Source organism: Streptococcus sp. Marseille-Q6504 (assembly GCF_965111625.1).
On record NZ_CBCOON010000001.1, the window covers coordinates 225,251 to 251,341 of the forward strand.

Annotated in this window: 22 protein-coding genes; 13 read left to right on the forward strand and 9 right to left on the reverse strand. The window is 39.4% G+C overall.

From position 1 onward, the window contains the following. The first annotated feature begins 147 nt into the window (after positions 1–147). Positions 148–8,643 carry an SIALI-17 repeat-containing surface protein gene (locus ACWPUA_RS01105; RefSeq protein WP_454378641.1) on the forward strand — a complete coding sequence of 2,832 codons (8,496 nt, stop codon included), beginning with the start codon at positions 148–150 and terminating at the stop codon, positions 8,641–8,643. A gap of 144 nt (positions 8,644–8,787) precedes the next feature. Here ACWPUA_RS01105 and ACWPUA_RS01110 read toward each other — a convergent pair whose 3' ends face one another. Continuing rightward, positions 8,788–9,189: a DUF6556 family protein gene (locus ACWPUA_RS01110; RefSeq protein WP_371500712.1), complete on the reverse strand. Its 402-nt coding sequence runs from the start codon at positions 9,187–9,189 to the stop codon at positions 8,788–8,790. Between the two features lie 136 nt (positions 9,190–9,325). Between ACWPUA_RS01110 and ACWPUA_RS01115 the strand changes: the two genes are divergently transcribed. From ACWPUA_RS01115 to abc-f, 10 genes are all read left to right on the forward strand, one after another. Continuing rightward, complete coding sequence (locus ACWPUA_RS01115) at positions 9,326–10,468, forward strand: cysteine desulfurase family protein (protein WP_223332786.1); 1,143 nt, start codon at positions 9,326–9,328, stop codon at positions 10,466–10,468. Between the two features lie 8 nt (positions 10,469–10,476). After that, complete coding sequence (gene thiI / locus ACWPUA_RS01120; protein ID WP_454378644.1) at positions 10,477–11,691, forward strand: tRNA uracil 4-sulfurtransferase ThiI; 1,215 nt, start codon at positions 10,477–10,479, stop codon at positions 11,689–11,691. 135 nt (positions 11,692–11,826) lie between these two features. Beyond that, on the forward strand, positions 11,827–12,651 hold the full coding sequence (locus tag ACWPUA_RS01125) for an alpha/beta hydrolase (protein ID WP_368910780.1): 825 nt from the start codon (positions 11,827–11,829) through the stop codon (positions 12,649–12,651). Positions 12,652–12,672: 21 nt separating this feature from the next. Then, positions 12,673–13,413: an esterase family protein gene (locus ACWPUA_RS01130; protein ID WP_075567841.1), complete on the forward strand. Its 741-nt coding sequence runs from the start codon at positions 12,673–12,675 to the stop codon at positions 13,411–13,413. Positions 13,414–13,425: 12 nt separating this feature from the next. Then, positions 13,426–14,592 (forward strand): ATP-grasp domain-containing protein, encoded by a 1,167-nt coding sequence (locus tag ACWPUA_RS01135; RefSeq protein ID WP_454378647.1) that lies wholly within the window; start codon positions 13,426–13,428, stop codon positions 14,590–14,592. A 158-nt stretch (positions 14,593–14,750) separates the two neighbouring features. Beyond that, entirely contained in the window at positions 14,751–15,656 is a 906-nt protein-coding gene (gene gla, locus ACWPUA_RS01140; RefSeq protein ID WP_006153421.1) for an aquaglyceroporin Gla, read from the forward strand. A 163-nt stretch (positions 15,657–15,819) separates the two neighbouring features. Next, entirely contained in the window at positions 15,820–16,353 is a 534-nt protein-coding gene (locus tag ACWPUA_RS01145; RefSeq protein WP_006148789.1) for a YutD family protein, read from the forward strand. A 16-nt stretch (positions 16,354–16,369) separates the two neighbouring features. Further along, positions 16,370–17,455 carry a 23S rRNA (adenine(2503)-C(2))-methyltransferase RlmN gene (gene rlmN / locus ACWPUA_RS01150; protein WP_004253810.1) on the forward strand — a complete coding sequence of 362 codons (1,086 nt, stop codon included), beginning with the start codon at positions 16,370–16,372 and terminating at the stop codon, positions 17,453–17,455. A 1-nt stretch (position 17,456) separates the two neighbouring features. Further along, complete coding sequence (locus ACWPUA_RS01155) at positions 17,457–17,930, forward strand: VanZ family protein (RefSeq protein WP_025170416.1); 474 nt, start codon at positions 17,457–17,459, stop codon at positions 17,928–17,930. Position 17,931: 1 nt separating this feature from the next. After that, positions 17,932–19,473: a ribosomal protection-like ABC-F family protein gene (gene abc-f / locus ACWPUA_RS01160; RefSeq protein ID WP_454378651.1), complete on the forward strand. Its 1,542-nt coding sequence runs from the start codon at positions 17,932–17,934 to the stop codon at positions 19,471–19,473. A 101-nt stretch (positions 19,474–19,574) separates the two neighbouring features. Here abc-f and ACWPUA_RS01165 read toward each other — a convergent pair whose 3' ends face one another. The 8 genes from ACWPUA_RS01165 to ACWPUA_RS01200 all read right to left on the reverse strand — a co-directional run bounded on the left by ACWPUA_RS01165 (position 19,575) and on the right by ACWPUA_RS01200 (position 25,040). Then, positions 19,575–20,870: a hypothetical protein gene (locus tag ACWPUA_RS01165; RefSeq protein ID WP_004253049.1), complete on the reverse strand. Its 1,296-nt coding sequence runs from the start codon at positions 20,868–20,870 to the stop codon at positions 19,575–19,577. Positions 20,871–20,981: 111 nt separating this feature from the next. Continuing rightward, positions 20,982–21,221, reverse strand: a complete 240-nt coding sequence (locus tag ACWPUA_RS01170; RefSeq protein WP_004253050.1) for a zinc-ribbon domain-containing protein — start codon at positions 21,219–21,221, stop codon at positions 20,982–20,984. A 26-nt stretch (positions 21,222–21,247) separates the two neighbouring features. Beyond that, a complete protein-coding gene (locus tag ACWPUA_RS01175; RefSeq protein ID WP_004253053.1) occupies positions 21,248–22,054 on the reverse strand; it encodes a peptidylprolyl isomerase in 807 nt (268 codons plus the stop codon). 65 nt (positions 22,055–22,119) lie between these two features. Further along, entirely contained in the window at positions 22,120–22,938 is an 819-nt protein-coding gene (locus ACWPUA_RS01180; RefSeq protein ID WP_004253054.1) for a Cof-type HAD-IIB family hydrolase, read from the reverse strand. Positions 22,939–22,951: 13 nt separating this feature from the next. Further along, positions 22,952–23,695: a DeoR/GlpR family DNA-binding transcription regulator gene (locus tag ACWPUA_RS01185; protein WP_004253055.1), complete on the reverse strand. Its 744-nt coding sequence runs from the start codon at positions 23,693–23,695 to the stop codon at positions 22,952–22,954. Positions 23,696–23,807: 112 nt separating this feature from the next. Next, positions 23,808–24,017: a hypothetical protein gene (locus ACWPUA_RS01190; RefSeq protein WP_004253056.1), complete on the reverse strand. Its 210-nt coding sequence runs from the start codon at positions 24,015–24,017 to the stop codon at positions 23,808–23,810. A 199-nt stretch (positions 24,018–24,216) separates the two neighbouring features. Continuing rightward, positions 24,217–24,441: a helix-turn-helix transcriptional regulator gene (locus ACWPUA_RS01195; protein ID WP_216730594.1), complete on the reverse strand. Its 225-nt coding sequence runs from the start codon at positions 24,439–24,441 to the stop codon at positions 24,217–24,219. A 2-nt stretch (positions 24,442–24,443) separates the two neighbouring features. Next, positions 24,444–25,040, reverse strand: coding sequence for a DUF3796 domain-containing protein (locus ACWPUA_RS01200; RefSeq protein WP_454378655.1), 597 nt, complete (start codon positions 25,038–25,040; stop codon positions 24,444–24,446). Between the two features lie 484 nt (positions 25,041–25,524). On the opposite strand from ACWPUA_RS01200, the gene rpsP reads away from it, so the two are divergent. Both rpsP and kphA read left to right on the forward strand, forming a co-directional pair. After that, positions 25,525–25,797, forward strand: a complete 273-nt coding sequence (gene rpsP / locus ACWPUA_RS01205) for a 30S ribosomal protein S16 (RefSeq protein ID WP_004253064.1) — start codon at positions 25,525–25,527, stop codon at positions 25,795–25,797. 19 nt (positions 25,798–25,816) lie between these two features. Further along, positions 25,817–26,056: an RNA-binding protein KphA gene (gene kphA, locus ACWPUA_RS01210; RefSeq protein WP_454378658.1), complete on the forward strand. Its 240-nt coding sequence runs from the start codon at positions 25,817–25,819 to the stop codon at positions 26,054–26,056. Positions 26,057–26,091: the final 35 nt, after the last annotated feature.

Consider the following 26,091-nt stretch of genomic DNA (forward strand, 5'->3'; position numbering starts at 1 on the left):
ATAGAGTTTTATACTATGAAAACTCAAACTCCTAACTTATTGTAATGGAGAAAATCAAACACCTAGAGAGGACCTCTTGGTCCTCCCTTTTTAAAAGGGAAATGAGAACGCTTACCCAATTTAAGCGTTGGAAAGGAAATAAAGAAAATGGGAAAACATTTTTTTGAGAGACGGTGTCATTACAGTATACGTAAGTTTGCAATAGGCGCTGCTTCTGTCATGATTGGTGCAAGCATTTTTGGTGCTGGTATGGTTCAAGCAGCAGAAACAGAAGGGCCTGCAGAGACAGAAGGCACGGTGACACAGGTTCAGCCCCTGGATAAGTTACCAGCGGATATAGCAGCAGCTATTGAAAAAGCTGAATCAGCAAAACCAACTGATCCTACTGAAACGAATCCGACTGATGCGGAAGCTCAGCCTAAAAATACTGGAGAAGCAACACCAAAACCAGCTGAAACTCCAGTTCCTAAGGAAGAAGCAACACCAAAACCAGCTGAAACTCCAAAAGAAGAAGCAGCACCAGTAGCTAAACCAGCAGAAAAGCCAGTTACTAAAGATTTGGTTGAAACTCCAGATGTCAATCATTTGGAAAAGGCTACTGCGACAGCATCAAACCATGAAGCGAACACACCATTTACTGCTGAGAAGGCGATTGATGGAAATCCAGATACTCGTTGGGCAACTGACCGTGATGTTGTGAAACCAACAATCGAATTTAAGCTTGAAAAGACAACCTTAATCAAGCATGTGGAAATTGATTGGGATCGTCGTGTTCGTGGCGAGCAAAATGATCCAAACATCAAATCTTGGAATCTCTATTATGCAGGTCAAGACGAAGTCAATGGATCAGGTCCTGGAGAATGGAAGTTGGCTCATCAACGAACAGGAACTCCGGTTCTAGATGAAAAAGTTGATTTAAAAGAGGCCGTTCAAGCTAAGTATCTTAAACTTGAAATTACAGATTATCAAGCCGGTACTATGCAATGGAAAAATGTGGGTATTCAAGAAATTCGTGCCTACTCAAATATTCCAGACACCAGCAAACCAACAGATATTCGTCAAGTTACAGAAATAGCAGTTGCTGAAGACGGAAAATCACTTGTATTGCCTAAATTACCTGGTCAAGTTAGCTTGATTGGAAGCAATAAGCAAGGTGTTATCGACCTAAATAATAAAATCTACACACCGCTGACAGAACAACATGTCAAAGTGATGGTCCAACAAACGAATGATAACCATACCTTCACAAAAGAATTTGAAGTTGTCATTAAAGGCTTGCATGCTGATGAAGGTGTTGGGACCAAACCTGCAGTTGCCCCAGCAGTTCAACAATGGTACGGTACTGAAGGTAAAACTTCTATTACTTCAGAAACTATCATTTCCGTTGGGAATTCTGGATTTGATAAGGAAGCTAAGTTCTACCAAACTGACCTTGAAAATCGTGGTTTGGAAGTCGCAACTGGTGGTCAAGAAGCACAAAAACGTATTGAGTTTAAAAAGGTTGAAGACAAGGGTTATGGCAAAGAAGGCTATGGTATCACCATTAAAGATGGAGTTATCACTGTAGAAGCTGCGACCAATGCAGGAGCATTTTATGCTACACGTACCCTTCTTCAGTTGGGAGATAATGACTTGCAAAACGGAGAAATCCGTGACTTCCCAAGCTTTAGCCATCGTGGCTTTATGCTAGATACAGGTCGTAAGTTTATCCCTTATGATACGCTTGTAGATATCATGCTCAACATGGCCTACTACAAGATGAACGATCTTCAATTGCACTTGAACGACAACTATATCTTCCTCGATAAACACGTGGAAGGTAAACATCTCAGCCAACAAGAAGAATTGGATTATGTTCTTAAAAATGCCAAGACAGGCTTCCGTGTAGAAACTGATGTTGTCGGTGAAAATGGTGAAAAATTAACATCTGACGAGCATTATACCAAGGAAGAAATGCAAGAAATTATCAAGTTAGCTAAAACTTTGCATATCAACCTTGTTCCTGAAATTGATACACCAGGTCACGCCCTTTCATTTGTTAAGGTCCGTCCAGACTTGATGTACAAGGGTCAACTTAGTGCCAGAAAACACAATGTAGAACGTGTAGCTATGTTGGACTTGGATAACAAGTACGAAGAAACGCTGGCTTTTGTTAAATCAGTCTATGATAAATTACTCGATGGTGAAGACGCACCACTTCGTGGCGTTTCAACAGTTCATATCGGTACAGATGAGTACTATGGAAGTCCTGAAAGTTATCGTCGTTATGTCAATGATATGATTCAGTACATCAAAGGTAAGGGCTTAACACCACGTATTTGGGGTTCACTCTCTGCCAAACAAGGAACTACACCTGTTGATTGGAAAGATGTAGAAGTTGATATCTGGAGTATTGGTTGGCAACGTCCACAGGCAGCAATTGCTCAGGGTGCCAAGATTATCAATATAACAGATATTCCAACCTATAGTGTTCCAAGTGGAAGCAATAGTCAAGGTGGTTATGGGGATTATGCAAACTATGAAACTCAATACAACCGCTGGACACCAAATGACTTCTCAACAGGTGGAGGACCACGCCTAGAAGCCTCTAATCCAAATATCCTTGGTGGTGGTCATGCAGTCTGGAATGACAACATTGACCTCCATGAAACAGGACTTACTTCTTACGATATCTTTAAACGCTTCTTCAAGAGTATGCAATCAACTGCAGAACGCACTTGGGGTTCAGACCGTGCAGCTAAGACCTATGCAGACCGTATCCAACCAGCAAGTGTCTATGCACCTCAATCTAATCCAGATAAGACAATAGAAGATAGCGACCTCTTTACAATTAAACCAGAAACTATCAAGGAATATCTTGCTAAGAAAGTACAGAAGACTGAAGCAGGTTTGAACTTCGAAAAAGATTCTAGTATCGAAGGTTTAGTTGGTGATGTTGGTCCTAGTCATGTTTTGAAATTGGATGTAACTGTTACAGGTGATGGAGAGCAAGTCTTCTCTACAAGTGGGGACAATAAACTTTATCTTGCAGACAAGGATGGCTACTTAGCTTATAAATTTGAACAATTCCATATTCAATTTGACAAGAAACTAGAGAAAAATAAACGTTATCAAATCTCTGTTGTTACGAAACCACAAAAAACAGAAGTTTATGTAGATGGCGAAAAGGTTGAGCGTATTGCAAATCCAGCTCATCCTCGCTTGGCTCACAATAGCTTGGTACTTCCACTTGAAACAATCGGTGGCTTCCAAGGAATCTTGCATAGTGCAGAGTTGTCGAATGAAGCATTTGTAAACCCACGTTTAATCCCAACAGATCACTTCACAGTTTCTGCAAGCAGTCAAGAAACTCCAGGAACTGAGACTGAAGGACCAGTAGAAAAAGCTTTCGACAATGATCCGAACACCTTCTGGCATTCAAAATGGACTGGAGACCGTGCTCCATATACCGTTGCCATAAATTTGAACGCTCCTGAAAAAGTCAATGGTTTGACTTATCTACCACGTCCAGGTGGTGGTAACGGAGTTGTGACCTCTTATGAAATCTATGCACAAAAAGATGGTCAAATGGTTAAGGTTGCTTCAGGAACTTGGGAAAATAATACTAAAGAAAAAACTGTTAATTTTGCAGCAGTTGAAACTAATAAGGTAGAATTTAAAGTTCTGTCAGGTGTCGCAGGATTTGGTAGTGCCGCAGAAATTCAACTACTCAAGCCACTTTCTGATAGTGAAACAGAAAAACCAGTTGTTCCAGAAAAACCTGTAACTCCTGAAAAACCGGTGACTCCAGAACAACCAAGAGTTGAAGAGGTGGGTGATGGTACAACTGAACTTGCTGATAGCTTTGTAGCTACAAAACCAGCCAGTGATGATGCAATTGCTGCTGCAGCACAAAGTCAAGACTATCTCAAGAAAGAATACAAGGTATTCCCAACACCACAAAAAGTCACTTATGGCGAAGGTGTCACTAAACTTCAAAAACAAGTTAATCTTGTTATGGGAGACCATCTAGATATTTATACTCGCAACCGCTTGAAGAGTGTACTACAAGATCATCAAATCTCTTATACAAGTAGTCAAGCAGCAGTAGCAGGTGCTACAAATATCTATCTTGGTGTTCATGGTCAACATTCACAGGCTGAAAAAGAAATATCTGGTATTTCTCAAGGACTCTTTGATAAGATTGATGCTTATGCTTTGTCAATCAAGAACAATACAATCTCTATCGTCGGTAAAGATACAGATGCTGTCTTCTATGGATTGACAACTCTTAAACACATGCTTAATGAAAGTGAAGCTCCAGTTTTACGTAATGTAACTGTTGAAGACTACGCTGAAATTAAGAATCGTGGTTTTATCGAAGGTTACTATGGAAATCCATGGAGCAATGCTGATCGTGCTGAATTGATGCGTTTTGGTGGTGACTTGAAGTTGACTCAATACTTCTTTGCTCCAAAAGACGATCCATACCACAACAAGAAATGGCGTGAACTTTATCCAGAAGAAAAATTAGCTGAAATCCGTGAATTGGCGCGTGTCGGAAACCAAAACAAGACTCGTTATGTTTGGACCATCCACCCATTCATGAACAACCGTATTCGTTTTGGTAATGACACTGACTACCAAAAAGACCTTGAAACCATTAAGGCTAAATTCACTCAATTGATGGATGTCGGTGTTCGCGAGTTCGGTATTTTGGCAGATGATGCTCCAAGTCCAGTTGGTGGCTACAATAGCTACAACCGCTTGATGAAGGACATGACAGATTGGTTGACTGAAAAACAAGCAACTTATGTTGGCCTTCGTAAGGAAATGATTTTTGTCCCAGGTCAGTATTGGGGTAATGGTCGTGAAGATGAGTTGAAATCTCTAAATGAAAATCTTCCAACTTCAACTTCTATGACCCTTACTGGTGGTAAGATTTGGGGTGAAGTATCTGAAAGCTTCCTTTCAAACCTTAAGAATAATCTGTCTGCAGGAGGTAAGACCTACCGCCCAGTTTCTCTATGGATTAACTGGCCTGTTACAGATAACTCTAAACAACACTTGATTTTGGGTGGCGGTGAGAAATTCCTTCATCCAAATGTGAACCCAAGCCTCCTTTCAGGTATCATGTTGAACCCAATGCAACAATCTGAGCCTTCTAAGATTGCACTCTTCTCAGCAGCTCAGTACGCATGGAAACAATGGAAGTCTGAAGAAGAAGCTAAGAAAGTAAATGACATCGCCTTCAACTTTGTTGAAACAGGTAAATTTACTGACAGTGAAACATCTGTTGCCTTCCGTGAACTTGGTAAGCATATGATCAACCAAAACATGGATGGTCGTGTTGTGAAGTTAGAAGAGTCTGTTGAACTCGCACCAAAATTGGCGGCCTTCATGTCTAAGTTGAAAGCTGGTCAAGATGTCAATGCAGAGCGTCAAGAATTGCGTGCAGAATTTGCTAAAATAAAAGCTGCAGCACAACTTTATAAAGAATCTGGTGACGAAAAGATGCGTGCTCAAATCCACTATTGGTTGGATAATGCTATTGACCAAATGGATGCTTTGAGTGCTTTCCTAGATGGATCAGAAGCTATTGAAAACAATGATTCTGCTAGACTTTGGGATAGCTATTACAAGGGCTTGAAACTTTATGAACAATCACAAACTTATACTTTCCATTATGTAGATCATGATGAAAGAGCTGAGTTGGGTGTACAACATATCCGTCCATTCTTGCTTGGCCTTCGTGAAGTATTGGCAACTGAAGTTCAAAAAGCCCTACACCCAGACCAAGTAATCAGCACCTTTATCACAAACCGTACAGGTGTAGAGGGTGGACTTGCTGAAGTCACTGACGGAGATTTAGGAACACATGCCCTTATCAAATCACCAAACAGCATCCAAACTGGTGACTATATTGGTTTGAAATTTAACAAAGCTGTTCCAATTCAAAACTTGACATTTGCAATGGGAACTCAAGCAAATCCACGCGATACCTTTAACAATGCTAAGGTTGAGTACCTCAATGAAAATGATGAGTGGGTAACACTTTCAGAACCAAGCTACACTGGTAATGAGCCTCTTCTTAAATTTGAAAATCTCAATATCAATGCTAAAGCTGTTCGAATGATTGCAACTTCTGATCGTGAGAACACTTGGTTTGCTGTCCGAGAAATCGCTGTGAACCGTCCTGTAGAAGTAAGTCGTCCTAAACAGGCAGCTACAGTGACCATCAGTCCAAATCTTATGTACAAGTACAATACGACAGTTGCTCAGATTACAGATGGTCGTGACAATACAGAAGCCATGCTAGCAAATGTCGATCGAACAGATACAACTCCAGTCGGTGGTTGGGTTCAACTAGACTTGGGTGGAATCAAACCTGTAACTAAGGTTCGCCTCGTTCAAGGTTCTGGAGATAAATTGGCAGAAGGTGTTCTTGAGTATTCTACAGATGGTACTTCATGGCAAGAATTGGATCGTTTAGCTGGTGAACAAACCAAAGAAATTGAAACTCCAATTTCAGCTCGCTACATCCGTGTACGTAACACCAAGAATATCAATCTATGGTGGCGTATCGCTGACTTCTCAGTTGAAACACGTGCTGGCAATAGCGAGATGACAGATACTAATGTTGAAAGTTTGAAATCAACACCAGTATATGACAGTCTCGGTCGTTATGACATGCAAATTCCAAGTGGAACTAAGCTTCCAGCTCATAGCTACTTGGGTATGAAGCTAGACCGTCTACACCAGGCTGAAAGCATTCAGGCTATTGGTATTGGAAATCCAGCCCTTGACTTGGAATTCTCTCCAAATGCACAAGAATGGTATCCAGCTAGCCAAGTGACTGATAAGTCCTTGGTACGTTATGCTCGTTTGGTTAATAAGACCGACCAAGAACAAGCAGTGACAGCAACATCTCTACTCGTTAAGACAAAAGAAGTGGAGCCAACTAAACTTGATTCTACATCAATGGGAATTGATGCCTACTATGGTGCAAATGATGTTCGTAAGATCAAGAATTTGGATCAGTTGTTTGATGGTGTTTACAATAACTTTGTAGAGTTCTCTGACTATGCACGTAAAGATGGTCATATTACCTTGAAACTTGGTAGTGAACGTGAAATCAAGAAGATTAGAGCCTATATCCAAGATGGTACGAAGAACTATCTTCGTGATGGTAAGATTCAGGTTAGCCAAGACGGCAAGACATGGACAGATGTTGTGACAGTAGGTGATGGTGTCGCTAATGAAATGCGTGATGATTCATTGACAGATGGATGGACACATGATTCTAAGATGCCTGGAAATCGCTACATCGAAGGTGAACTTGCAAGTCCAGTTAAAGCTAACTATCTCCGTGTTCTCTTTACTGCTAATTACGATGCTCGTTTTGTTGGATTTACTGAGTTAGTTATCAATGACGGCGAATTTGTGAAACCTATCAACGACCCAACTGTTCAAGGAAACGGTGGAGAAAGTAGAGGCAACCTTTACACAAATCTTGTAGATGGCAAAGTATTGACAAGCTATAAGGCTGAGAAAGACCAAGGTGAGCTGGTTTACCACTTGTCAGAACCAACAGATGCTAACCACATCCGACTTGTTTCTAGTCTGCCTCAAGGAGTAGCAGCTCGTTTACTCGCTCGTACTCTGAAAACAGACAGAGACGGTGCTTGGACAGATTTGGGAGCAATTACTTCAAGCTTCCAAACATTTGCAGTCAGAGATAAGGCTCCGTTACTTGATGTCAAACTTGTTTGGGAAGGTGGCAAACCAGAGTTCTATGAAATGACGACTTACTATCAAGAACTTTCAGAAGAACCTGAGCAACCAACTCCAGATCCAGAGCCAACTCCAAATCCAGAGCCAACTCCGGATCCGAAACCAACTCCAGATCCAGAACCAACTCCAGATCCGAAGCCAACTCCAGATCCAGAACCAACTCCAGATCCGAAGCCAACTCCAGATCCAGAGCCAACTCCAGATCCGAAACCAACCCCAAATCCAGAGCCAACTCCAGATCCAAAACCAACTCCAGATCCAGAGCCAACTCCAGATCCAGAGCCAACTCCAGATCCAGAGCCAACTCCAGATCCAAAACCAACTCCAGATCCGAAACCAACTCCAGATCCAGAGCCAACTCCAGATCCGAAACCAACTCCGGAACCTGAAGTCCTTTCAAGTAAGGGAGATCAGCAACCACCAGTAGTTGAAATTCCTGAATTTACAGGTGGAGTTAATGCTGCAGAAGCAGCTGTTCATGAAATCCCAGAGTTCAAGGGCGGTGTTAATTGGGTTGAAGCGGACAAGAATGAGCTTCCAGAATTCAAGGGCGGCGTTAATTGGGTTGAAGCGGACAAGAATGAGCTTCCAGAATTCAAGGGTGGCGTTAATTGGGTTGAAGCAGCTAAGAATGAGGTTCCAGAATATAAAGAGCCTGTTGCAAACCCAGTTACACCAATTGCGGATCACAAGCAACCTTCAAGTTCAACAAACCAAAAACAAGAACCAAAAGGACCAAATGCACCAGTAACTGAAGCAAAAGGTCAACTTCCAGCAACTGGTGAGCAAGATTCAGTAGGCTTAGCCTTCCTAGCTAGTCTTGGATTGGTTCTCTCTGCAACCTTTATCAAAAAAGGGAAAGAAGACTAAGTACGAATCTTCATTCGATGCAGAATATCTTGTTTTAAAAAAGAAAAACCAGGGACATTAGTTCCTGGTTTTTTGTGATAAAAATGAAATGAAAAACTAGCAAATAAAAACACCAACGAAGTAACTGTTGGTGTTGAGCAATGTTTAGGATGCTCCGTTATTAGCGCTAACTCCTGCTTCAGTAGTTGGAGTATTTGATGAAGAATCAGATTGCTCATTTTTCTGAGAATTGTCATCTGATTTTGTATCTTCTTTCTTGCTAGGTGTTTGAACTTCTTCTTTTTGAGTTGTTTCTTGATTATTAGACTGACTTTGTGCAGGTGCATTGGATTCAGCGGGAGCTTCCTTTTGAACTTCCTTGATAATGGTTGTTTGTGGAGTCGTATCTTTATGATCTTTGCTTTTATCTAAAGCATTCATGATAGTGATACTAGCTGTAATCAAACCAAGGATACTGGCTAAAGTTGCAATTGTTTTTTGAAAGACGGTAAAGCCTTTTTTGATATGTTCAGTTTTAGGTTTTGATTTTCTGCGATAGTTAGACATAATTTCTCTCCTTTACCATGATTCATTATACCCAAAATCTTTAAAAAAAACTTAAATGAACCTGAACGGCATTTCTTGTCGCCTGAACTGTTTCGTGTTACAATAGAAGGAGTGATTTTAGAAAGCGTGAGAAACAATGATTTACTTTGATAATTCGGCTACGACCAAGCCTTATCCTGAAGTACTTGAAACTTACATGCAGGTGTCTGCAAAAATTATTGGTAACCCATCTAGCCTTCATCGTTTGGGTGATCAGTCTACCAGAATTTTAGAAGCTTCTCGTCAGCAGATTGCAGATTTAATTGGTAAGAAAAGCGAAGAAGTATTCTTTACCTCTGGTGGTACCGAAGGAGATAACTGGGTTATCAAAGGTGTCGCTTTTGAAAAAGCTCAGTTTGGTAAACACATCATCGTGTCAGAAATTGAGCATCCAGCGGTTAAGGAGTCTGCTCTTTGGCTTCAGACTCAAGGATTTGAGGTGGATTTTGCACCAGTAGATGAGCAAGGTTTTGTGGATTTGGAGATATTAGAAAGTCTAATACGACCTGATACCACACTTATTTCCATCATGGCTGTTAACAATGAAATCGGCTCAATCCAGCCTATTGAAGCTATTTCAGAACTTTTGGCAGATAAGCCAACGATTTCCTTCCATGTTGATGCCGTTCAAGCTTTAGCTAAGATTCCGACAGAAAAGTATTTGACTGACCGAGTGGATTTTGCGACCTTCTCTAGTCATAAATTTCACGGAGTTCGTGGTGTTGGATTTGTCTATATCAAGTCTGGCAAGAAAATCATCCCCCTATTAACTGGTGGTGGCCAAGAGCGTGACTATCGTTCAACAACTGAAAATGTAGCAGGAATTGCAGCAACAGCCAAGGCCTTACGTTTGGCCATGGAAAAACTGGATTTGTTTACAATCAAAACAAGTCAGATGAAGGCAGTCATCCGTCAAGCTCTACTCGAATATCCAGATATTTTTGTTTTCTCAGGTGAGGAAGACTTTGCTCCTCATATTCTGACTTTTGGAATTAAGGGTGTCCGTGGTGAAGTCATCGTTCATGCATTTGAAGACTATGATATTTTCATTTCCACAACCTCTGCTTGCTCGTCCAAGGCAGGAAAACCTGCGGGTACCTTGATTGCCATGGGTGTTGAAAAAGATAAGGCTCAGTCAGCAGTACGCGTCAGCCTAGACCTAGAAAATGACATGAGTCAAGTTGAGCAATTTTTGACCAAACTAAAATTAATTTACAATCAAACTAGAAAAGTAAGATAGGAGCATTCATGCAATATTCAGAAATTATGATTCGCTACGGGGAACTTTCAACCAAAGGTAAAAACCGTATGCGTTTCATCAATAAACTACGTAATAATATCTCAGATGTTTTATCTATCTATCCTCAAGTCAAGGTAACTGCTGATCGCGACCGTGCCCATGCTTATCTTAATGGAGCCGACTATGCAGCAGTAGCTGAGTCTCTCAAACAGGTTTTCGGGATTCAAAACTTTTCTCCAGTATATAAGGTTGAAAAATCTGTAGAAATTCTTAAATCTGCTGTTCAAGAGATTATGCAGGACATCTATAAGGAAGGTATGACCTTTAAGATCTCTAGTAGACGTAGTGATCACAACTTTGAACTGGATAGTCGAGAACTCAATCAAGTTCTTGGTGGTGCTGTTTTTGATGCCATTCCAAATGTACAAGCCCAGATGAAAAATCCCGATATCAATCTGCAAGTGGAGATTCGTGAAGAAGCAGCCTATCTTTCTTATGAGACCATTCGAGGAGCAGGTGGGTTGCCAGTTGGAACTTCTGGGAAAGGTATGCTCATGTTGTCAGGTGGGATTGACTCACCAGTAGCTGGTTATCTTGCACTTAAACGTGGAGTAGATATCGAGGCTGTTCACTTTGCTAGCCCACCCTATACTAGTCCAGGTGCCCTCAAGAAAGCGCAGGATTTGACCCGTAAATTGACCAAGTTCGGTGGGAATATCCAGTTTATCGAAGTGCCATTCACGGAGATTCAAGAAGAGATTAAGGCTAAGGCTCCAGAAGCTTATCTCATGACTCTGACTCGCCGCTTTATGATGCGGATTACCGACCGTATCCGTGAAGTGAGAAAAGGTTTAGTCATCATCAATGGCGAAAGTCTTGGTCAGGTGGCAAGCCAAACTCTTGAAAGTATGCAGGCTATCAACGCCGTAACCAATACACCGATTATCCGACCAGTTGTGACCATGGATAAGTTAGAAATCATAGATATTGCTCAGGAAATTGATACCTTTGAAATTTCTATCCAACCTTTTGAAGACTGCTGTACGATTTTTGCACCTGATCGTCCCAAAACAAATCCTAAAATTAAGAATGCGGAGCAGTATGAAACACGTATGGATGTTGAAGGATTGGTTGAGCGAGCAGTAGCAGGAATTATGATTACTGAAATTACCCCTCAAGCTGAGAAAGATGCGGTTGATGAGTTAATTGATGACCTCCTTTAATCAGAAAAACCAGAGGAAAAAATAAAATAAGTAAAAAAAGTTAGTTTATTGTCCTAAATTTGGACGGAAACTGACTTTTTTTCTATTTTTATGATATAATTAGGTAAAATTTTGAATATAGAGAGTTTTCTGACAATGAATCAATCCTACTTTTACCTGAAAATGCGAGAACATAAACTCAAGGTTCCATACACAGGCAAGGAGCGCCGTGTACGTGTTCTCCTACCGAAAAACTACGAGAAAGACACGGATCGAACTTATCCGGTTGTCTATTTCCATGATGGGCAAAATGTCTTTTACAGTAAAGAATCCTATGTCGGTCATTCATGGAAGATCATTCCTACCATTAAACGGAATCCGGATATTAGCCGTATGATTGTAGTGGCCATTGATAATGATGGTCTAGGACGAATGAATGAGTATGCGGCATGGAAATTCCAAGAGTCTAATATTCCCGGTCAACAGTTTGGTGGTAAGGGAGTCGAGTACGCTGAGTTTGTAATGGAAGTGGTCAAACCCTTTATCGATGAAAACTATCGTACAAAATCAGACCGCAAGCACACTGCTATGGTTGGGTCTTCTCTAGGCGGCAACATTACCCAGTTTATTGGCTTGGAGTATCAGGATCAGATTGGCTGCTTGGGTGTCTTTTCATCAGCCAACTGGCTTCACCAAGAGGCCTTTGATCGCTATATGGAGCGTAAAAAACTATTACCTAATCAACGAGTCTTTATCTATGTCGGGACGGAAGAAGCAGATGACACGGATAAGACCCTTATGGCTGGTAATATTAAGCAGGCCTATATTGACTCTTCTCTTCGCTATTATCATGATTTGATAGCAGGAGGAGTTGAGTTGGGAAATATCTCTCTCAAGGTTCAGGCTGGAGCCATTCACCATGAAGTGCCATGGTCAGAAAATCTTCCAGCTTGCCTACGCTTTTTTGCAGAAAATTGGTAATTAGTATAAAGGAGACAGGATATGCATATTGAACATCTTAGCCACTGGAGTGGTCATCTTAACCGTGAAATGTATGTCAATCGATACGGACATGGAGGCATCCCAGTTGTTGTCTTTGCTTCTTCAGGTGGTAGCCACAATGAATATTATGATTTTGGAATGATTGATGCTTGTGCGTCCTTTATCGAGGAAGGTCGCGTGCAGTTCTTTACCCTTTCAAGTGTAGATAGTGAGAGCTGGCTTGCGACTTGGAAAAATAGTCATGATCAAGCTGAGATGCACCGTGCTTATGAACGATATGTGATTGAAGAAGCTATTCCTTTTATCAAGCACAAGACAGGCTGGTTTGACGGTATGATGACAACAGGATGCTCTATGGGAGCCTATCACGCTTTGAATTTCTTCCTCCAACATCCAGACGTCTTTACCAAGGTAATTGCGCTCAGTGGTGTCTATGATGCTCGTTTCTTTGTTGGAGATTACTACAACGATGATGCTATCTATCAAAATTCACCAGTAGACTATATCTGGAATCAAAATGATGGTTGGTTTATCGATCGTTACCGTCAGGCTGAGATTGTGATTTGTACTGGACTAGGTGCTTGGGAACAGGATGGCCTGCCTTCTTACTACAAGTTAAAAGAAGCCTTTGACCAAAAACAAATTCCTGCCTGGTTTGCAGAATGGGGGCACGATGTTGCACATGACTGGGAATGGTGGCGCAAACAAATGCCTTATTTCCTCGGTCATATGAGTCTATAAAAGGAGTTGCTTATGAATTATCTTGTAATTTCACCCTATTACCCACAAAATTTTCAGCAATTTAGTATTGAGCTAGCCAATAAAGGAATCACAGTTCTAGGGATTGGGCAAGAACCCTACGAACAGCTAGATGAACCATTGCGCAATAGCTTGACGGAGTACTTCCGAGTTGATAATCTTGAAAATATCGATGAAGTTAAACGTGCAGTTGCCTTTCTTTTCTATAAGCATGGTCCAATTGACCGCATTGAATCACACAATGATTACTGGCTAGAGTTGGATGCTGCCCTTCGTGAACAGTTCAATGTTTTTGGTGCCAAACCAGAAGACCTCAAGAAGACCAAGTTCAAGTCTGAAATGAAAAAACTCTTCCAAAAAACTGGAGTTCCAGTTGTGCCAGGTGCTGTCATTGAAACAGAAGCAGATGTTGACAAAGCTGTGAAAGAAATCGGTCTTCCCATGATTGCCAAACCTGATAATGGAGTTGGTGCAGCAGCAACCTTCAAACTTGAAACAGAAGATGATGTAAACCACTTTAAGGCTGAATGGGACCATTCAACAGTTTATTTCTTTGAAAAATTTGTTACCTCTAGTGAAATCTGTACCTTCGATGGTTTGGTGGATAGAGATGGGAATATTGTCTTTTCAACTACCTTTGACTATGCACATACACCCCTTGATCTCATGATTTACAAGATGGACAATTCTTATTATGTTCTTAAAGATATGGATCCGAAACTTCGCAAGTATGGTGAGGCTATCGTCAAGGAATTTGGTATGAAAGAACGTTTCTTCCATATCGAGTTCTTCCGTGAGGGTGATGATTATATTGCCATTGAGTACAATAACCGTCCAGCGGGTGGCTTCACTATCGATGTCTATAATTATGCGCATTCCTTGGATTTGTACAAGGGCTATGCAGCTATCGTTGCAGGTGAAGCATTCCCAGAGTCTCCGTTTGAAACCCAGTATTGCTTAGCAACATCTCGTCGCGCCAATGCTAACTATGTTTATTCAGAAGAAGACTTGCTCGCTAAATATGGTCAGCAGTTCAAAGTAAAGAAAATTATGCCGGCAGCCTTTGCTGAATTGCAAGGAGACTATCTCTATATGCTTACGACACCAAGTCGTGAGGAAATGGAGCAGATGATTAAGGATTTTGGTCAGCGTCAAGAATAATCGAAATTAGGACTTAACAAAGGATGTTTGTTAGGTCTTTTTTGTAGACTTGAAATAAAAGCGTTTTCCCCTTGGATTCTTTTAGAAAATCTGTTGCTAAAAGGTTTAAAAATTGATAGAATAGGGATTGTCTAAAAAATAATAAGGAGAATCTATCAATGGATTTCACATGGGCAGTCAAATATGCCACTGAATTTTTGGGAACAGCTATCTTGATTATCTTGGGTAATGGTGCAGTTGCCAACGTTGAACTTAAAGGTACGAAAGGCCACCAAAGTGGCTGGCTCGTTATCGCTGTTGGTTACGGTATGGGGGTTATGATCCCAGCTTTGATGTTTGGTAACGTTTCTGGTAACCATATCAACCCAGCCTTCACTCTTGGACTTGCAGTTAGCGGTCTCTTCCCTTGGTCACAAGTAGCCCAATACATCATCGCGCAAGTTTTGGGAGCAATCTTCGGACAAGCCTTGGTTGTTGCGACTCACCGTCCCTACTACTTGAAGACAGAAAATCCAAATAACATCTTGGGAACTTTCTCAACAATTTCAAGTATCGACCACGGTACAAAAGAATCACGTTATGCAGCAACTGTGAACGGATTTATCAATGAGTTTATTGGATCATTTGTTCTTTTCTTTGCAGCACTTGGTTTAACAAAGAACTTCTTTGGTGCTGAGTTAGTTACAAAAGCTCAAGCGTTGATTAATGAACAAGTGGCACAAGCGACTGCACAAGGTCAAACAATTCCTCAAGAACAAGTCGCTGCAGCCCTTGAACAAGCAAAAACTCAAGTAGCTCCATTCTTGTCACCAGGTCTTGGAATTGCACACTTGGCACTTGGTTTCCTAGTAATGGCATTGGTTACATCACTTGGTGGACCTACAGGACCAGGTTTGAACCCAGCTCGTGACTTTGGACCACGTCTTCTTCACGCAGTACTTCCTAAATCAATCCTTGGTGAACACAAGGGTGATTCAAAATGGTGGTATGCTTGGGTACCAGTAGTTGCACCGATTGCTGCTGCTATTGCCGCTGTAGCACTTTTCAAGTTACTTTACCTATAATATTTAAAAACTGGGTTTTCCCAGTTTTTTCTTTTTAGTACAGTTGTGTCTTATAAAATTAAAGGGTGAAATCGTCAGACTTTTTTCATTTTAAATCAAAAGATGTAAATATGGCAAAAATATGGTAAAATAGAGTATTAAGTAAACGTTAAAAAGGAATATTATGCGTAAAGAAATTGCACCTGAATTATACAATTACAATAAATTCCCTGGTCCAGAATTTCATCTATCTGGAGATAAAGTCGAGGCTGAAGGTTTTACCTTCAACTTGGTTGAAAATAGTAAGGAAGCCTTTGATGCAACAGCTTTTACTCAACGCTTTTCGGAAGTTTTAAACAAGTATGATTATATTGTAGGAGACTGGAGCAATGAGCAGTTGCGTTTGCGAGGATTCTACAAGAATGAGCGAGCTGAAGAATCTCTCGAGAAAATCAGTCGTTTACAAGATTATCTACTCGAGTATTGTAGCTATGGATGTGCCTACTTTGTCTTAGAAAATGAGACTCCTAAACGAGCACCATTTGACCAAAAAATGCGCAAGAAAGAAGAAGAGAAAGACAACCGTAAAGGGAAAAAGTCTTCTCAAAATAAGAAAAGAAATCATACGGACAAGAGAAATAGACGTCGTCGTAAAGAGCAGAAACCACAGAATGAAGAAAAGGGACAACGTCATTTCGTCATCCGTAAGAAAGACTAGAAAATAAGGAGAAAAGATGAAACCGTCGATTTATAGTTTAACACGCCAAGGTATGCAAGAATGGGTCTTAGAGCAAGGAGAAAAGAAATTCCGAGCGGATCAAATCTGGGAATGGCTTTACCGTAAACGTGTTCAGACATTTGAAGAAATGACTAACTTGTCTAAGGATTTGATTGCCAAACTCAACGAGCAGTTTGTAGTCAATCCCTTGAAACAACGTATTGTTCAAGAGTCAGCCGATGGTACTGTGAAGTACCTCTTTGAGTTACCAGATGGTATGCTGATTGAGACTGTGCTTATGCGTCAACACTACGGTTTATCAGTCTGTGTAACAACTCAAGTAGGATGCAATATCGGTTGTACCTTCTGTGCATCAGGTTTGATCAAGAAGCAACGTGACCTCAATAACGGGGAAATCGTTGCGCAGATTATGTTAGTTCAAAAATATTTTGACGAACGTGGACAAGATGAACGTGTTAGCCATATCGTTGTTATGGGGATTGGAGAACCATTTGACAACTACAATAACGTTTTGAACTTTATCCGTACCATCAATGATGACAAGGGAATGGCAATCGGAGCTCGCCATATCACTGTTTCAACCTCAGGTTTGGCCCACAAAATCCGTGAATTTGCTAATGAAGGTGTGCAGGTCAACCTTGCTGTTTCTCTTCATGCTCCAAACAATGAACTGCGTTCAAGCATTATGAAGATTAACCGTGCCTTTCCAATTGAAAAACTCTTTGCAGCGATTGAGTATTACATCGAAACAACCAACCGCCGTGTAACTTTTGAGTATATCATGCTTAATGAAGTCAATGATGGAGTTGAACAAGCGCTTGAGTTGGCAGAATTGCTGAAAAACATTAAGAAATTGTCATATGTCAATTTGATTCCTTACAACCCGGTCAGTGAGCACGACCAATACAGTCGTAGTCCTAAAGAGCGTGTAATGGCCTTCTATGATACACTCAAGAAAAAAGGCGTCAACTGTGTTGTTCGTCAAGAACACGGTACAGATATCGATGCCGCATGCGGACAATTGCGTTCAAATACCATGAAACGTGATCGCCAAAAAGCAGTAGCTGAAGTAAATCCATAAGATGAATCGAAAAACATTACTAAGCCTGGGAATCGTGTTATACAGTCTTTGTATCGTCTGTTTTTGTTTTACTCCCCAGCCTCAACTTCCTACAGGAGTGGAAACTCCAGGTATTCAAACTTTTGGACGCCTGGTTTTTCTTTTGACGCCTTTTAACTCCCTTTGGAATCTGGGAGAAGTAACCAGCCCTATACAACTGTTTTGGACTTTTTTGCAAAACGCTCTAAATATCCTCTTGCTCTTCCCGTTGATTTTCCAACTTCTCTATCTTATACCTGCACTAAGAAAAACGAAGAGAGTGATTTTGTTTAGCTTTTTATTGAGCTTAAGCATCGAGTGCACACAGCTAGTTTTAGACTTTTTCTTTGATTTTAACCGGGTATTTGAGATTGATGATTTATGGACCAATACTTTGGGTGGCTACCTGGCTTGGGTCCTTTATAAACTACTACATAGAAACAAGATAAGGAATTAGAATGAGTATCTTAGAAGTTAAAAATTTGAGTCACGGTTTTGGAGACCGTGCGATTTTTGAAGACGTGTCTTTCCGTCTCCTCAAAGGTGAACATATCGGTCTGGTCGGTGCCAATGGTGAAGGGAAATCAACCTTTATGAGCATCGTGACTGGTAAGTTGGTACCTGATGAAGGTAAGGTGGAATGGTCTAAATACGTGACAGCTGGTTACCTGGACCAGCATGCTGTGCTCAAAGAAGGTCAAACTGTGCGTGATGTTTTGCGTACAGCCTTTGATGAATTATTCAAAGCAGAAGCACGTATCAATGAACTCTACATGGAAATGGCAGAAGAGGGCGCTGATATTGATGCATTGATGGAAGAAGTTGGAGAACTTCAAGACCGTTTGGAAAGTCGTGATTTCTATACCTTGGATGCCAAGATTGATGAAGTAGCGCGTGCCCTTGGTGTCATGGACTTTGGGATGGATACGGATGTAACAGCCTTGTCAGGTGGACAAAGAACCAAGGTACTTTTGGCAAAACTCCTCCTTGAAAAGCCAGATATCTTGCTTCTGGACGAGCCGACCAACTATCTCGATGCCGAACATATTGACTGGCTCAAGCGTTATCTTCAGAACTATGAGAATGCCTTTGTCCTCATTTCGCACGATATTCCTTTCCTCAACGATGTAATCAATATCGTCTATCACGTTGAAAATCAACAGTTGACACGCTATTCAGGCGATTACTACCAGTTCCAAGAAGTCTATGCCATGAAGAAATCGCAACTGGAAGCAGCCTATGAGCGTCAACAGAAAGAAATTGCGGATCTCAAGGATTTCGTGGCTCGTAATAAAGCTCGTGTCGCAACTCGAAATATGGCCATGTCTCGCCAGAAGAAATTGGACAAGATGGACATTATCGAGCTCCAAAGTGAGAAGCCAAAGCCTTCCTTTGATTTCAAACCAGCTCGTACACCAGGTCGCTTTATCTTCCAAGCCAAGGATTTGCAGATTGGTTACGACCGCCCACTTACAAAACCATTAAATCTTACCTTTGAGCGCAATCAAAAGGTTGCCATCATCGGTGCCAATGGTATCGGGAAAACAACTCTATTGAAGAGTCTTTTGGGTATTATTCCACCCATTGCTGGTGAAGTTGAACGCGGTGATTATCTAGAACTTGGCTACTTTGAGCAAGAAGTGGAAGGCGGCAATCGTCAGACACCTTTAGAAGCTGTTTGGAATGCCTTTCCAGCTCTCAACCAAGCTGAAGTTCGTGCAGCCCTTGCTCGCTGTGGCTTGACGACTAAGCATATCGAAAGCCAGATTCAAGTTCTATCAGGTGGGGAGCAAGCCAAGGTTCGTTTCTGTCTCTTGATGAATCGTGAGAACAATGTCCTTGTTCTAGACGAGCCAACCAACCACTTGGATGTGGATGCCAAGGATGAGCTAAAACGAGCTCTGAAAGAATATAAAGGCTCTATCCTTATGGTTTGCCACGAACCAGACTTCTATGAAGGCTGGATGGATCAAATCTGGGATTTCAATGAACTAACATAAATAGCCATAAAAAAGCCAAGTCTATTTGACTTGGCTTTTTTACGAGGATTGCAACTAGTAGAAGTCATAATGCTATCTCCTAGTTTTTGTATCAAAAATAACTAATTGGTTTGATTTCCCACGATTTCATCCTCTTCAAAGTGTCCCACACCATCTTCAACAACAAATGGGCAAGTAACTTTCTTTTTTATTCCATTTTCATCATAGGAACTAGTAATGTTATAGATTCCATCGGAAAATGAATTTTTTGGTAAAGATAAGATTCTTTCCTTAAAGGCATCCACAGGACTACCATTTTCTGCCTTTATAATCGAAAGGTCACAATCAAAATCGAGAGTAAGACCTTTGTTTTTCATGAGATCTTTTGTTGTAATATTATAAAATCCAGCTGCGTCAGAATCTCCTTTTTCTCGATTGCTGACAGCCTGCGCCATAATTGCCACATAGTAGTTTTCTATTGGATATTTTCCAAATTTAAAACTAGAAGCTATTGGTGTATCAAAAAGCTTATTTATTTTGTCAGCAGTAGTATTTTTGATACTATCTTCTTCTTGTTGTAGATTCGGTCTTTCTTTGTATACATCTAGTAAGAAACTGAATTCATCTTGTTTGACAGTGTGAAACAGTGCCTTTTCTTTGTCGTTAAGAAGTGTTTCAAGATCTGTTCCTGAAAGAAGAAAGAAATTTGATAAATGTTCTCCACTTCTTCCTTGAATTTGTGCAGTAGTAGTTTCTTTTAAAATAGTTCCATCGGATAATTTTTCTGTATATGTTAGCTTGTAGGCTGTTCCATAAAATGCTTCAATCTCTCTGTGTTTATCAACTACTTCAACCTTTCCTTTAAGCCCAAGTGATTGAAATTCTTCAGCGAAAGAAGGAGTAGTGTGTTTAGTAGTGTGTTTAATTGATGGAGAAGTGATTATAACTAGTGCTATGATAGTGAGAAAAATGATCATCCCCCCAAAGATAAAGCCAGCTATGGTAGCATTATCTTTTTCTTGCCCTAGCTTTATTGTCTGATAAATAGCAATCATGATAATGATAGAGTATACAATACTTGCGCAAACCAGTACGGGATAATTATCAATGTAATTAAGTGGAGCTCCCTTGAAACCTATTATTTGCATAAAAAATCCAATTGTAGCTAGGACTAACTGTATTGTAGAAGATTTTTGAATAAACGCATTATCTTCAAAGGAGGCTTTTAATTTTGAAATATCTCTAAACATAAAAATATTTCCTAGCACAATTGCCCCATATGAAAAGATAAGTTCTTTCCCCATGGATATAAAAGCAAAACCTCCGGAATCATAAGTAATCGAATAAGCATAATTAAAGATAAAGTATCCTATCATGATAAGACTGAGCCGAGCTACACTAATTTTGTATGGTTTCATAGGAGAACCTCCTCGTTACTATTGACTAAATTATATCATATTTGAAGTGGAAAAGAGAGCGTTTACATAAAAGTGTAAATAAAAAAGATAGGCCGAATGACCTGTCTTTTTTTAATAGTTTAAATATTGTTCAATCTCAGATTTTTGGATTTCTTTACCGTAGTGACAAATCGGACAAGAAACGAAATAAGTTTTTCCGTAAGGAAAGAGTGGAATCCAATAAAGAGTGAACTTGCGTCCATATTCCGTAATTTCCCAAGTATCAACATTGTTACAATGGCCACATTCGATAGTAGTCTGTGTATGTCCCAACACTTTTTGGTAACCTTTTGACCCCCAAAATAGAATCATTTTACATCTCCTTATAACTAATGATGTTATTGTTTACTGAAATCGTAGTCTTTAACAATTTCGATACTATCGATAGTGATAGCAGTAGTTGGTTTGTCTTTTTCGTCTTTTTCAGCCTTGGCGATTTTATCTACTACGTCCATCCCATCGATCACTTGTCCAAAGACGGGGTGTTTCCCATCAAGAGTTGGATTTCCACCTTCTTTGTAGGCTTCGATAATTTTCTTAGGATAGCTACTTGTAGGAAGTTTAGATGAATAGTCTGTTGTACTTTGGTTAATGAAGAATTGGCTACCATTTGAATTTGGTTGACCAGTATTGGCCATAGATAGAGAACCACGGATATTATAGAGATATGGAGAAATTTCGTTTTTGAAACCTGTTCCCTTGTCCTTGGTTTTATCCTTATCATGCCAGATAGATTCACCACCTGTTCCATCTCCCTTAGGATCCCCAGTTTGTACCATAAAGCCGTCAATTACACGGTGGAAAGTCACACCATTGTAGTAACCTTCTTTAGCATGAGTAAGGAAGTTTTCAACCGCAAGTGGAGCTAACTTAGGAAAGAGTTTGATACGAATATCACCTTGACTTGTGTGAAGGATAGCTTCAGCCTCATCTTCAGCTACTTCCTTAGAAAGTTGAGGGAAGTTAGCATTTTCGTTTGTTAAGGCATCTTTCAAATCTTTTTCTGCTTGGGCAGCAGCTTTCGAACTCTCTTCAGCAGCAATTTTAGAATCCACGTAATCATCACCACGAAGTGCACGTTGGATGCTTGTGCATCCACCAAGAGCAAAAGTTGAAATGAGTAGTAGTGTAGCTAATTTTTTCATATTAGTCCTTTCAAAAATCATTTTTACTATTGTACCGTAAAAGAAAGGGGATTTCAAATTTTCAATTAAGAATATTTATCTAACACATGTAACTTTATAGCTTTACTTACTCCATTTTGTTCATTAGAGTCAGTAACTGCTTTTGCACAAGTTTTGACATCTCTAGGAGCATTCCCCATGGCTATACCTAGCCCTGCGGTTTCAATCATGGGAATATCATTATAATTGTCACCGAGAGTCATAATTGAGGTAAGGGGAAGTTGATAGTAATTTGCTAATTCTAACAGAGCTTGTTTTTTGGATACTTGATTATGTGTAACTTCTAGATAGTTATCTTTAGAGAGATAGAAGTCGGTTTGAGGGAAATCTATTGAGGATAAGGTTTTTTGAAGTTTCTGTATGGTATCCGTATTATCTATCAGCAAAAGTTTATGAACAAGAGTTTTCTCGTCTCTTATAAAATCTGCTAAAGATGTAACTTTTGGACTTTCTCCAGTAATAGTTGCTTCGATTTCTACCCATTCATCAATAGTATTCACAAGCCAATCTTTTCCAGAATAAACATTTATAGAAACTGTCGGGAATTCTTTTTTCAAAAAGTCATGAAGTAAGAGCAATTCGCTTTTATCAATAGAATACTGACTTAGGATTTTATCTCCTAAACTGATGAGTGCTCCATTATAGCAGGCAATAGGACAGTCGGTGATGCCAAGTTCTTTAGAAATTGGAGCTATACCGAGAGGAGATCTAGCAGAAGCTAGAACAAAAGGAATATTACATTGTTTTAAAAGTGGCATCAGTTCTATCAAATAAGAATCTAATTGGTGATTTTTATCCAAAATAGTGCCGTCAATATCACTCATAATTAATTTAATTCTTGACATATTTTGCTCCTTTTTAAAATAGTATTGTTGTTCTACCATCTAAAGATTCTTGTATTTCTACATCAGGCTCTTTATCTGTAATCCAGTAATCAAAATCAGCTAGTTCAGAAAGTATAAAATGAGAGTGTTTGTTTATCTTTCCTGTTTCAGCTAACAAGACGCGAATTTTACTAGTTTTAAATGCTCTTTTTTTCATGAGAACATCTTCTTGATCCTCAAAACTAACTTGTCCGTCTGAAAGACTAGCAGCGCCAAAAAATGCTACATCAAATCTAATTCCCTCTAAAGTATTGGATTCTTCTAGTGAATAATAAAAACGATTCTGTCTATGAAATTTTCCACCGAGAATATGAAAATCGACATTTTCATTATTTCCTAAGATAAGTGCGTTATCTAATGAATGACTGAAAATAGTAACTTTTTTATCTATAATTTTTGCTAACTCAAGTATAGTGGTTGAAACATCAAAGAATATCAGTTGTGAATCAGAAATGAGTTGGGTAGCTAAATGAGCAATTTTCTCTTTTTCTTTAGAAGATTGTTCTGCTCTACCTTGAAAATCAAGAATCCTTTGCTTTTGAATTGGCAATAAACCTCCATGAGTTCTTCTTGCTCGTTTTTCCTTTGCGAGAATTGAAAAATCTCTACGGATGGTATCTTTGGAAACATGGAAATGGTCAACCATTTCTTTTGCTGACAGACTTCCTCTATCCTCTAAAAGTTTTATGATTTCTTCTAATCGTTGTTCTTGGTACATAGGAATTCCTCCTTTTTTTAATACTATACTCTTTTTATAAGCATTTGTCAATAATTGTAATGATTTGTAAGTGTTTTAAAAAATTACAAAAAAATCAACCAGCTTTGGTTGATTAAAGATTCTTTTTAGGATGGAGGTCAATGATTACTTGATGGTCTTTGAGAGCTTGTTCACCTTTTGGAGTTAGTTTATAGCCACGAATCGAAAAGCGGTTAGCTAATTCTTCTTCTGAAAAATGATCATGAAGTGCTTGATTCAATTCGGTGGCCTTCATCTTGGAGAGTCCAGTAACACCCTTCTTTTTAAGGATACTCTTTTTCATAGTAGCATTTAGATGGTAAAGCGAGTCAAAGGCGGTTTCGATAATAGCATATCCTTTTTCAACAAGCGTATCTAAATGTTTTGGGATATCAATGCCATAAGAATTACTATATTTTAAAAGAGCACATTTTCAAAGGATTTTTTCTTTTGGCTTCAATTCCTAATTAATCAATGAACTTAATACTAGGTTTCGAAAAGAATTATGCTTCCTCTTTCTGTCTGAGTTCAAAGAGGTCTTCTACTTTCAGATTAAAAACTTGAGCAATTTTAAGAGCCATTTCCAGCGAAGGATTGTAACGATTATTTTCCAAGTGCAGAATTGTCTCGCGTCGCATGCCGATGAGGTCGGCTAACTCTTGCTGGGTCATGTCTGTGGACTCACGAACAGATTTGAGATTAGTAATAATATTGCTTTCTTTGGCCATACTTATCCTCTCCGTTCCAAGATAAAATAGACAACCGCAAAGATGAAAATCAAGGCAGCTATGCTAATAAATATCTGACCCATGTAAAGAGTGAGAGACCCCATATACCCAATGATAACTGCTAGGATCATCAGTGCGCCTAGTATAAAAACAAACATCAAGCTAGCTGCCTTGGCTAAATTAGCATAAAAGCGTTCGTCCGGAGTTTCCTTGACATTTTTCAAACAGAAAAAAACAAATAAAATCACTTCAATAACGAGGCCAATTCCCAAAATCCATTCTTTAATACCAGAACTTAAGCTTGGGGTCGCAACCCAAATTCCTAATGTATAAAAAATACTTGCTGCAAACAAAAGTATCGTGTAAAGCTTAGCAGACAAGTCAAAAATAATCTTTCCCTTACCTTTCTGATTTTTATGAGACCATAGTTTCATATGTAGCCAGCTCCAAATAGCTATAATTTGGCCTGACACTGAAATACCAGTAATAACTAACTTGGGTCCCCAACTAAGATTAGAACCAAATAAAACAATAAAATCAATAATGAGAGCTACGGCAATCATTGCAATGAGGCCACGCATTTTTTGACTTTTTTTCATGATAGACTCCTTTTTTTGTGTTATAAATATATAACATTTAAATGTTATGTTATAAATATATCACACTTAAATTTAGAAAGCAAGAATTTTATGTGTCAATGTGGTAATTATTTGAAAAAATTTTTTAATTAAAGACCTCGCTAGTCAAACAACTAAAGAATTCTTTGAAGCAATGCATCGAATTTGGTTTGGATAGTTTCGTTAATAGTATTTGATGATAAAGAATTTTTGGAAAATCTAGATACTGTATGAATCTTTACTTTTTTCTTAGACAGTTATAAAGTCGATCAGAGTAAGCTTTGTAGGTGTAGAAGTTAATTTTTTCTTTCTAATTTATCCCTATTAGTCTAAAAAATTTAAAAATATTTAAACTCTGTCAAGTTTTTTTCTTGACACCATCCAGAAATCTGCTATAATAGAACATGTGCTAAATAGCTTAGCTATTTCACCGAAATAAAAAATAAAAAGAAAAGAGATATTAAAAATGGCAGTTAAAATCCGTTTGACTCGTATGGGTTCTAAGAAAAAACCTTTCTACCGTATTAACGTAGCAGATTCACGTTCACCACGTGACGGACGTTTCATCGAAACAGTTGGGACTTACAACCCACTTGTTGAAGAAAACCAAGTAACTTTGAAAGAAGACCGTATTTTGGCATGGTTGGCTGATGGAGCTCAACCTTCAGATACAGTTCGCAACATCCTTTCAAAAGAAGGTGTATTGAAGAAATTCCACGATTCTAAATTCTCAAAATAAGTTTAAAGTAGGTTGACAGATGGATACGATTGAAAATCTCATTATTGCAATTGTGAAACCTTTGATTTCACAACCAGATGCCTTAACTATCAAGATTGAAGAAACACCAGAATTTTTGGAGTATCATTTGGATCTTGACCAAAGCGATGTGGGTCGTGTAATCGGTCGTAAGGGTCGCACTATTTCTGCGATAAGAACGATTGTCTACTCTGTCCCAACTGAAGACAAAAAAGTAAGAATCGTTATTGATGAAAAATAAGAAAAGCGGGACATGGTCTCGCTTTTTTTTTGCAA